The organism is Candidatus Burkholderia verschuerenii, from assembly GCF_001189365.1.
Classification (GTDB): Bacteria; Pseudomonadota; Gammaproteobacteria; order Burkholderiales; family Burkholderiaceae; genus Caballeronia; species Caballeronia verschuerenii.
In genome coordinates this window covers 21,938-29,749 of record NZ_LFJJ01000055.1, presented here as the reverse complement: position 1 = coordinate 29,749, position 7,812 = coordinate 21,938, and the positions used below count along the sequence as shown (strand labels likewise).

General features: G+C 58.4%; 13 protein-coding genes. 7 read left to right on the top strand and 6 right to left on the bottom strand.

Annotation, left to right across the window (positions count from 1 at the left end):
- Nucleotides 1-86: 86 nt before the first annotated feature.
- From BVER_RS12360 to BVER_RS12335, 6 genes are all read right to left on the bottom strand, one after another.
- Nucleotides 87-788, bottom strand: a complete 702-nt coding sequence (locus BVER_RS12360; protein ID WP_198155233.1) for a recombinase family protein — start codon at nt 786-788, stop codon at nt 87-89.
- Nucleotides 785-1,210, bottom strand: a complete 426-nt coding sequence (locus tag BVER_RS12355; protein ID WP_050453542.1) for a type II toxin-antitoxin system VapC family toxin — start codon at nt 1,208-1,210, stop codon at nt 785-787. The genes BVER_RS12360 and BVER_RS12355 overlap by 4 nt, the downstream gene beginning before the upstream one ends.
- Entirely contained in the window at nt 1,207-1,464 is a 258-nt protein-coding gene (locus BVER_RS12350) for a FitA-like ribbon-helix-helix domain-containing protein (RefSeq protein ID WP_050453541.1), read from the bottom strand. Before BVER_RS12350 ends, BVER_RS12355 begins: the two co-directional genes overlap by 4 nt.
- A 453-nt stretch (nt 1,465-1,917) precedes the next feature.
- On the bottom strand, nt 1,918-2,130 hold the full coding sequence (locus tag BVER_RS31480; RefSeq protein ID WP_157056034.1) for a hypothetical protein: 213 nt from the start codon (nt 2,128-2,130) through the stop codon (nt 1,918-1,920).
- 10 nt (nt 2,131-2,140) lie between these two features.
- Entirely contained in the window at nt 2,141-2,512 is a 372-nt protein-coding gene (locus BVER_RS12340; RefSeq protein ID WP_050453539.1) for a hypothetical protein, read from the bottom strand.
- A gap of 47 nt (nt 2,513-2,559) precedes the next feature.
- Nucleotides 2,560-2,883 (bottom strand): H-NS histone family protein, encoded by a 324-nt coding sequence (locus BVER_RS12335; protein ID WP_083452161.1) that lies wholly within the window; start codon nt 2,881-2,883, stop codon nt 2,560-2,562.
- A 61-nt stretch (nt 2,884-2,944) separates the two neighbouring features.
- Here BVER_RS12335 and BVER_RS12330 point away from each other — a divergent pair, with 61 nt between their 5' ends.
- The 7 genes from BVER_RS12330 (at nt 2,945) to BVER_RS12305 (ending at nt 7,803) form a co-directional block, all read left to right on the top strand.
- Nucleotides 2,945-3,259: a TrbM/KikA/MpfK family conjugal transfer protein gene (locus BVER_RS12330; RefSeq protein WP_050453537.1), complete on the top strand. Its 315-nt coding sequence runs from the start codon at nt 2,945-2,947 to the stop codon at nt 3,257-3,259.
- Nucleotides 3,260-3,273: 14 nt separating this feature from the next.
- On the top strand, nt 3,274-4,107 hold the full coding sequence (locus BVER_RS30110; protein WP_198155232.1) for a lytic transglycosylase domain-containing protein: 834 nt from the start codon (nt 3,274-3,276) through the stop codon (nt 4,105-4,107).
- A gap of 127 nt (nt 4,108-4,234) precedes the next feature.
- Complete coding sequence (locus BVER_RS32530; protein ID WP_050453536.1) at nt 4,235-4,546, top strand: hypothetical protein; 312 nt, start codon at nt 4,235-4,237, stop codon at nt 4,544-4,546.
- Nucleotides 4,527-4,817: a TrbC/VirB2 family protein gene (locus tag BVER_RS12320; RefSeq protein ID WP_050453535.1), complete on the top strand. Its 291-nt coding sequence runs from the start codon at nt 4,527-4,529 to the stop codon at nt 4,815-4,817. The genes BVER_RS32530 and BVER_RS12320 overlap by 20 nt, the downstream gene beginning before the upstream one ends.
- A gap of 15 nt (nt 4,818-4,832) precedes the next feature.
- On the top strand, nt 4,833-5,150 hold the full coding sequence (locus BVER_RS12315) for a VirB3 family type IV secretion system protein (RefSeq protein ID WP_050453534.1): 318 nt from the start codon (nt 4,833-4,835) through the stop codon (nt 5,148-5,150).
- Complete coding sequence (locus BVER_RS12310; RefSeq protein ID WP_050453533.1) at nt 5,150-7,567, top strand: VirB4 family type IV secretion/conjugal transfer ATPase; 2,418 nt, start codon at nt 5,150-5,152, stop codon at nt 7,565-7,567. The genes BVER_RS12315 and BVER_RS12310 overlap by 1 nt, the downstream gene beginning before the upstream one ends.
- Nucleotides 7,564-7,803: an EexN family lipoprotein gene (locus BVER_RS12305; protein ID WP_050453532.1), complete on the top strand. Its 240-nt coding sequence runs from the start codon at nt 7,564-7,566 to the stop codon at nt 7,801-7,803. The genes BVER_RS12310 and BVER_RS12305 overlap by 4 nt, the downstream gene beginning before the upstream one ends.
- The last annotated feature ends 9 nt before the right edge of the window (nt 7,804-7,812 follow it).

Genomic DNA, 7,812 nt, shown 5'->3' with positions numbered 1-7,812 from the left:
GGCTGCGCGGGCTTCGCGCGGGCGAGCTTCATGAATTGCGTATCGACCAGCTTGCCGATGGCTACCGGCTTGCTGCGGTCGTCTCTTTAGGCGGCTGTGCCATAAGTTTCCTCCATTGACTTTTCCTTGCGGGCGCGCTGGCTCTGTTTGGCCTTGCGCGCTCGATGTTCTCTCCATACCCGTTTGACCTGGGTTTCACTGCACGGCACGAGCTGCGCCGTTCTGGCGATCGACGTGCCTCCTTCGCGCAAGGCAACGATGCGGTCATGCTGCGCTTTATCGGCTGGCCGCCCGCGATACCTTCCAGCCTGTTTCGCCAAGGCGATGCCTTGGCGTTGCCGCTCACGGCGTGTTTCATAGTCGTCGCGGGCCATCTGCAAGGCGAGGCGCAAGAGCATGTCTTGCACGGCCTCAAGAACGATCCGGGCGACGCCCTCGGACGCCTCGGCCAGCTCCGATAGGTCCACCACGCCGGGCACGGCCAGGCGTGCGCCCTTGGCGCGGATCGCGTGCACAAGCTGCTCGGCCTCGGGCAAGGGGAGCCGGCTTAGGCGGTCCATCTTCTCGGCGATGACAACCTCGCCCGGTTGAAGGTCGGCGATCATTTCCAAGAGCTCCGGCCGGTCGGCACTCACGCCGGTTGCCGTCTCGGTATAGACCTTCGCCACGTAGTAGCCGGCCGCTTCGGCGCTCTCTTTGAGAGAATGCTGTCGGCGCGCGTCTTGCTCGTCGGTGCTGACGCGGATGTAAATCCGCGCAATGCGAACCAGGCTCATCTGTGCGGTCATGGCGTTGCCTCCCATGGGTTGATGACCTCAAGCCCGCTGGCTTGGAAAGGTCCGGTGTCGCGTGTCGCGACCATCAAGCCGTGCGCGACAGCGGTGGCCGCGATATAGCCGTCGGCTTTGGCGATGGCTTTGCCCTCGGACTTTGCGCGCGCCATCAACTCCGCATAAGTCTTGCTGGCTTCTAGATCGAACGGCAAGACACGATTAGCAAAGGTCGACAAAACCTCTTGCTCAAGACGCTGCACATAGATCGCGCGGCGCTTGCCATCGGGCATTGTTACGAGGCCATAGCGCAGCTCGGCGACGGTGATGGCGGACAGATAAAGCGTTTCGATCGCTTGGGCGTCGATCCACCTGCGCACGCCGGGATTGGGTTCGGCCTTCCACAGCTCCGAAATGACGTTGGTATCGAGGACGATCATTCGACGCTCATCGGTTCTGCCGGCGTCTTGTCGCGGATCTGGTTGATGCGCTCGGCCTCGTCGTCGGTGAGTCCGCCTGCCTCGCGGGCGATCGACGCGAGCATGGCCCCGAGTTTGACGCGCTCGGGCGGCCGAACGGTCGTCTCCAAGATTTCGCGAATCTCGGCCTCTGTGCTGCGACCATGATGAGCGGCGCGTACGCGCAGCGCGCGATGCACCTCATCCGGTAAATTTCTGACGAGAACGTTTGCCACGATAGCCTCCGCGAACAGGGTGTACGGTGATATCTTTAGTGATTGTACGATATCATCAAAAATGAGGCAAGTCAAGTAAAGTATACCCATCGTGCCCACGTCACCGAGTGGGGTCAAGAATAGGAGTGGACAGAACCAAACGGCCCGGCCGAAAATCGCGAGCCTAAGTGGACCACGAGTGGACCATGCACGGCCTAAAAGGGGAGAGACGGTCAGATCGAGCCCGGCCGACGCATGTGCGGATGGCGAGGAATCGGTTTAGGGCGGCCTGGGAGGCGCTACAGAGGGAAGGACTGGCACAAGACGCCGATCGGCACCAAGGACGCTGCGCGCCGTGTGGCGGTGCCCTGCGGGCCTCCTTGACCGCTCGCGCGTCCCGGCGCACTTCCCAACAACATAAAAACGACCCTCCGGGGGAGGGTCGAACAAGGGGCTGTGATTAGAATTTGGATTCTACAAATCGAAGCCGGGTGCGGTGAACCGGCATTTTGCCTGGGGCAATTCGAGCGTGCCGCCGAATTTGTGCGGCAGGAGTCCGACAACCTCGTCGGTATCCAGCAAGGCCCACGCGGCTACAGGACGGCTTTCGGTGCGGTTATTCGGCATTGTCTCGACGCACGCCAGCCCGGTGCGGCGGGGATGATCTGAAGGATTTTCGGCTGCCACATAGAGGCTCCTACGCGAGGATGATAGGACGTGGCGATAGCCACAGAACAAGTGAGTCATAGAACCAGGCTCCAAACATGCCGATGGCGGCAGTGCCGCCGCTCAGCCATAGGAGCGAGCTTCTGTTCGGGCCGGAAAACCCGAAGGCAATCATGAAGAAACCCAATAATCCGCCACTGCCGCACAGGTTGAGCACGAACCGGATCGGACGGCGCAGGAACAGCAGCACGACAAACGCCGTGTAGCGCAGCACGCCGAGCATACCTAAGCCGGTTGCCTTCAACACCTGCCAGGCGCGGTCAGCCGCCGTCTTGCGATGGTCCCCGGCTTCGATTTCGTCGGGGCTGGGACCGCCGCGACGGATGGGGATAATCTTTCCCATTTCCACTGCCTCCTGCGGGATTCACTACCGATCCGCCCGCTTTTGTCCTAAGATTTCAAATCGTCAAGGTTGACACCTTTTTCAAGCGCCTTGCGAATCCATTCAGGTTTGCGTCCGCGCCCGTTCCACGTGTTGAACTGATTTTCGGGGTCCCGGTATTTGACGTTGGTGTCGGCCAAACTCGATAGGTCTATGTCATGTTGCTTCGCGAGTTCCACTATCTGTTTCCTCGCATCGCGCTTTTGCCGGGACTCCCGTTTTTTCCATTCCGTCTCGATTTCCTGCCGTAGATCGGCCAGCTCTTGGTCGCTCATCTTCCCCAAATCGAACGGGGATGACGATGCGATCTGTTGTTTGCCAGTGCTTGACATAGGGTACACCCTCGGATGATAGTCGTCAAAATTGTATTTTTGACTGAAATGAGGTGGTCTTATGAAGATAAGAATGCTGTCATTGGCAGCAATTGTCCTTGCCGCTGCCGTATCGGGTCAAGCCGAAGCCAAGGACAATAACGATGCCTGTGGGGCTATCCTGTGTCTCGTTGGCGAGGCGATGGGCCAAGGCGGCGGGAGGGCCTGTACGCCCTATCTCGCCAAGTATTTCGCGATCCAAGTTTTTCATCACGGTTTTTCTGCCTCTCGCACGGCGAGTGCTCGCCGTGATTTTCTCAACCAATGCTCATCCGGTGATCCCGCCCAAAAGAGCCTGATCGACTCACGCTACGGGTCCAAGCGGGACGGCCCTTGATGGAGGATCGATCCATGCGCAAGCTGCTTTTACTCACCACAGCGGCCCTTGTTGCGAGCCCGATCTGCGCTTTCTCGGGCGGCCTCGCTGGACTGAGCGCAAAGCCGTCTCTGGTCGGGACACCCATAACAGTAAAGGTCACTCCTGTCGCCACCCCAGAAAGGGTAGGGAGCCATCCTCCGGGCTTTGCCGCGCTCGCGGCCCGCTGTGCTCCATCAATCCATATTCGCACGCTTTCGTCACTTGTCCGTTGGGAATCGCGCGCGAACCCATACGCGATCAATATTAACGGGGGTTATAAACTCACGCGACAGCCAAACAACGCGACTGAGGCCGCTGCGACGGCGCAAAACCTTCTCGATCAAGGCTATAACATTGATGTTGGATTAGGGCAGATCAACTCCAACAACTTTCGCGCCTTGGGGGTTGGTGTCGACGCTCTGTTCGCGCCATGCGCTAATCTGCGCGTAGCGGCCCAAGTGTTGGGAGATTGCTATGCTCGGGCAGTTGCGGTGGACGGCGAGGGCCAGGCGGCGCTGCGCGGCGCACTGTCCTGCTACAACACTGGATCGCTGCGCCGCGGAATCCAGAATGGCTACGTGCGCAACGTCGTTGCACAAGCTAATCTGCCAGTACCGGAACTCATACCGCTAGGGGGTGAGGATAGTGCGAGAGAACCGGTGCTGCTACACGGGAACCGTGTCGCAGCGGCATCAACATCGCAAGACGCAGCGCCGGAACCGCCCGCTAAACCAAAACCGTCATCGGGTGAAGCTGACGCATTCACGGTGTCAGCGGATGCCGACGCCTTTTCGGCTGACCCTGAAAATGAGAATGGTAGAAAATAGTATCAAAATAGAAAGTTTGATTTATAATACCAGGTTTCGTAGCTACCATATGGGTGTTGGTAGTTCTTTCGGGTAGGTTTGCAACGTTTAGGCCCAATCAAACAAACTCGCAGAACGGGAACCAACATTGATAGAGAAAACCACGACGCCAATAGCCGTCGCTCTAGCTGGAGTGGACGAGGCGTTTTTGGAAGGGAAGATATCGAACGATATCAAGGTCATTCGACGGGCCGCCAAGAAATGGATATTCGTCTTCGAATGTCCAGACCCAAAGACCGGAGAGCAGAAGCTGTACACCCTGAAAACTCAACGAGGAAAGGTGCGGGTATGGTCGGATCCTAGAAAACTGTTCGAGTGGCTACACGAACGCTACGGCATAACAAAAGGAACGTTTATTTTCATCTGTGAGGAATGTACGCATGAAAAACTCCGCAAATAGCAAGGCCACCAATCTCATCATTGCGGCCACTTTGGTGATAATTGCGACCAGCCCCGCCTATGCGGCCGGTCTGTCCCAAGCGACGACGGTTCTCAACACGCTGAAAGAGAACCTGACAACGATCATTCCGGTAGCGGCGACCGTGGCGCTGATGCTCTGCGGTCTGCTGTACGCCATGAGGATGATGCACAAGGACACGTTCGTCCATTGGTTCATCGGCATCTTGATCGTTGGCTCGGCGGCTGAAATCACGTCGATGATCGTCAGCTAATCCGAGTCCGCTGGCATGGATGACGACGACATCAAGCCGTTCCCCCTGTTCAAGGGGACCACCCGCGTTCCAACGTTCTTCGGCGTGCCGACTATGCCGCTTCTGGCGGCTGTCAGCGCGGTAGCCATCATCGCAATGTGGGTCAGCTTGTGGTGCTGGCTTCTCCTGATCCCGGTCGTCGTCATCATGCGTCTAATCACGCGGCACGACGATCGGGCTTTCTCGATCTGGTGGATTTGGTTCGAGACGAAGGCCAGGAACAAGAACAAGAAATTTTGGGGCGGTTCGACGTATTCGCCGACCGATTACCGGCGACGTAGGAGGCTCAAATAATGGGTAGCAGTGCAGCATTGAAGGCGATGGAGGCGGAAGTCGGGATGGGCGAATTCGTCCCGTTATCGCATCACGTCACGGAGCATATTATTTCCACGGAAAACGCGGACTATATGACGACTTGGAAGCTCTCGGGCCGGTCGCATGAATGTGCCGACATTCAAGACGTTTTCCAGTGGACTCGCGACCTCAACAACTTCGTTCGTGGCGTCGGCTCCGCGAACATTTCCTTTTGGGCGCATATCCACCGTCGCCGCGTGGTCGAGTATCCCGAAAGCGAGTTCCAGAACGTCTTTTGCCGCGAGCTGGACGACAAGTACCGCGAGTCCTTCTCCGACTATAACCTGATGGTCAATGACCTGTATTTCACGGTCGTTTTCCGGGAGGCGTCGGAGGACGTGTTGCGGTTCTTCGCCAAGCGCGAAAAGCTGTCTTACGATGAAAAGACGCTTCGCCAGCGTGACGCCATCAAGACGCTGGACGACATTAACCGGCAGCTCGCCACGGTCCTGAAAAAGCGGTACGGCGGCGAGCTGCTAGGCACCTATGATCGCGACGGGATGGCCTACTCCTCGGCGCTGGAATGGTATGGCTTCCTCGTCAACGGCGAGCATCAACCCATGCCGGTGTGCCGTGAGCGGATCAGCGATTACCTGACGACGAACCGGCCGATCTTCGCCAATTGGGGCGAGATTGGTGAGCAACGTCTTATCGAGAAAACCCGCAATTTCGGGATGCTCGAAATCAAGGATTTCGACGCCGACACCGAACCGGGTCAGCTCAATGTGCTGCTGGAAAGCGACTATGAGTTCGTCTTTACGCAGTCGTTCTCTTGCCTGTCGCTGCACGCCGCCAGGGGCTTTCTACAGCGACACAAGCAAAACCTGATCGACGCGGAGGACGTGGCGGTCACGCAGATTGCGGAGATTGACGACGCCCTAGACGCCCTTGTCTCGCGGCGTTTCATCATGGGCGAGCATCACGCTACGCTGCTCGTATTCGCCGAGTCCGCGGCCGAGCTGCGCGGCTATCTCGCCAAGGCTAAGGGCGCGCTACTGGACTGCGGCGTAGTCCCGAACGCGCTAGACCTAGCCCTAGAGGCTGGTTATTGGGCGCAGCTTCCGGCCAACTGGCGTTGGCGGCCTCGGCCGATGGCAATTACCTCGCTCAATTTCCTATCGTTCAGCCCCTTCCACAACTTCCTAAGCGGCAAGCCGAACGGTAACCCTTGGGGGCCTGCGGTGACGATCCTCAAGACGTTGAGCGGCACGCCGCTCTATCTGAATTTCCACGTCTCCGGGCTGGATGAGGACGCCTACAAAAAGCGCCTGCTCGGACATACCTTCATCGGCGGCCAGTCGAGCGCCGGCAAGACAACGACGCTCGGTTTCCTGTTGGCGCAGTCGCAGAAATTCAGCCCGACGTGCGTTGTCTTTGACAAGGATCGCGGGATGCAAATCGCGATCGCGGCGATGGGCGGCAAGTATTTGCCGCTGCGCAACGGCGAACGCTCCGGCTTCAACCCCTTCCACCTAGAGCCGACCAAGGCGAATCTGCTGTTCCTCAAGGCACTGGTGAAGCAGCTCGTCGGCAGCTCGGGCGATCCGATCACCCACAACGACGAACGGGAGATTGACCAGGCGCTCGATACGGTGATGACCCATATCGACCGCCCGTTGCGGCACTTGGGAATGCTGCTGCAATCCCTCCCGAACCCGATCAGCGACGACTACGACGCGCGGCCTACGGTTCATGCCCGGCTGCAAAAGTGGTGCGAGGGCGGGGAATTCGGGTGGCTGTTCGACAACGCGACCGACGAACTCAATCTGACGACGCACCGCCTCTATGGCTTCGATGTGACGGATTTCCTCGAAAATCCGGCCACGCGCACGCCCACGATTATGTACCTGCTCTATCGCACGGAGAGCATGATTGACGGTCGGCGCTTCATCTATATCTTCGAGGAATTTTGGAAGATCCTCGATGACCCGCAGTTCGAGGATTTCGTCAAGAACAAGCTCAAGACGATCCGAAAGGAAAACGGCATCTGCGTGTTCTCCACCCAGGAGCCGGGCGACGCTCTGGAAAGCGGCATCGCCAAAACCATCGTCCAGCAAATCGCAACGCTCATTCTGCTGGAAAACCCGCGAGCGGACGCCTCCGACTACATCGAAGGCTTCAAGCTCACGCGGCCCGAATTCGAGGCACTAAAGGCGATCCCCTCGGGCTCGCGGCGCTTCCTCATCAAACAGGGAGAGCAAGCGGCCATCCAGAACGAGCAAACCAAGGTGGCGCTCATGGGGCAGCTTCAAAACGCGGAGCAAGGGCTAATCGAGCAGCAGCGGACCACGATTGCGCAGAAAATCTTTGACCCCAATCAGAAGTCGATGCCTCGGCTAAGCGCGGGGAACCAATGAAGGCGCGCAACTTGGCAATCACGGTTTTAGCCGTGGTCGCCCTTGCCGGCTGTGACGGCGAGAAAACGCACAGCGTAGACTGGTACAAGACGCATGAGACGGAACGGCTCGCGAAACTCAAGCAGTGCGCCGACGATCCGGGCGAGTTGCGGCTGTCACCGAACTGCGTAAATGCCAACAAAGCGGCTGAGGAATTGAGCCTCGATCCCAAGAACAAGGCGATGCCGCGACTGTGACCGGAGGTC

Coding starts and splice junctions, on each gene's coding strand:
- BVER_RS12360 (WP_198155233.1), bottom strand. CDS start 788: ATGACCGCACAGATGAGCCTGGTTCGCATTGCGCGGATTTACATCCGC.
- BVER_RS12355 (WP_050453542.1), bottom strand. CDS start 1,210: ATGATCGTCCTCGATACCAACGTCATTTCGGAGCTGTGGAAGGCCGAA.
- BVER_RS12340 (WP_050453539.1), bottom strand. CDS start 2,512: ATGGGAAAGATTATCCCCATCCGTCGCGGCGGTCCCAGCCCCGACGAA.
- BVER_RS12335 (WP_083452161.1), bottom strand. CDS start 2,883: ATGTCAAGCACTGGCAAACAACAGATCGCATCGTCATCCCCGTTCGAT.
- BVER_RS12330 (WP_050453537.1), top strand. CDS start 2,945: ATGAAGATAAGAATGCTGTCATTGGCAGCAATTGTCCTTGCCGCTGCC.
- BVER_RS30110 (WP_198155232.1), top strand. CDS start 3,274: ATGCGCAAGCTGCTTTTACTCACCACAGCGGCCCTTGTTGCGAGCCCG.
- BVER_RS12320 (WP_050453535.1), top strand. CDS start 4,527: ATGAAAAACTCCGCAAATAGCAAGGCCACCAATCTCATCATTGCGGCC.
- BVER_RS12315 (WP_050453534.1), top strand. CDS start 4,833: ATGGATGACGACGACATCAAGCCGTTCCCCCTGTTCAAGGGGACCACC.
- BVER_RS12310 (WP_050453533.1), top strand. CDS start 5,150: ATGGGTAGCAGTGCAGCATTGAAGGCGATGGAGGCGGAAGTCGGGATG.
- BVER_RS12305 (WP_050453532.1), top strand. CDS start 7,564: ATGAAGGCGCGCAACTTGGCAATCACGGTTTTAGCCGTGGTCGCCCTT.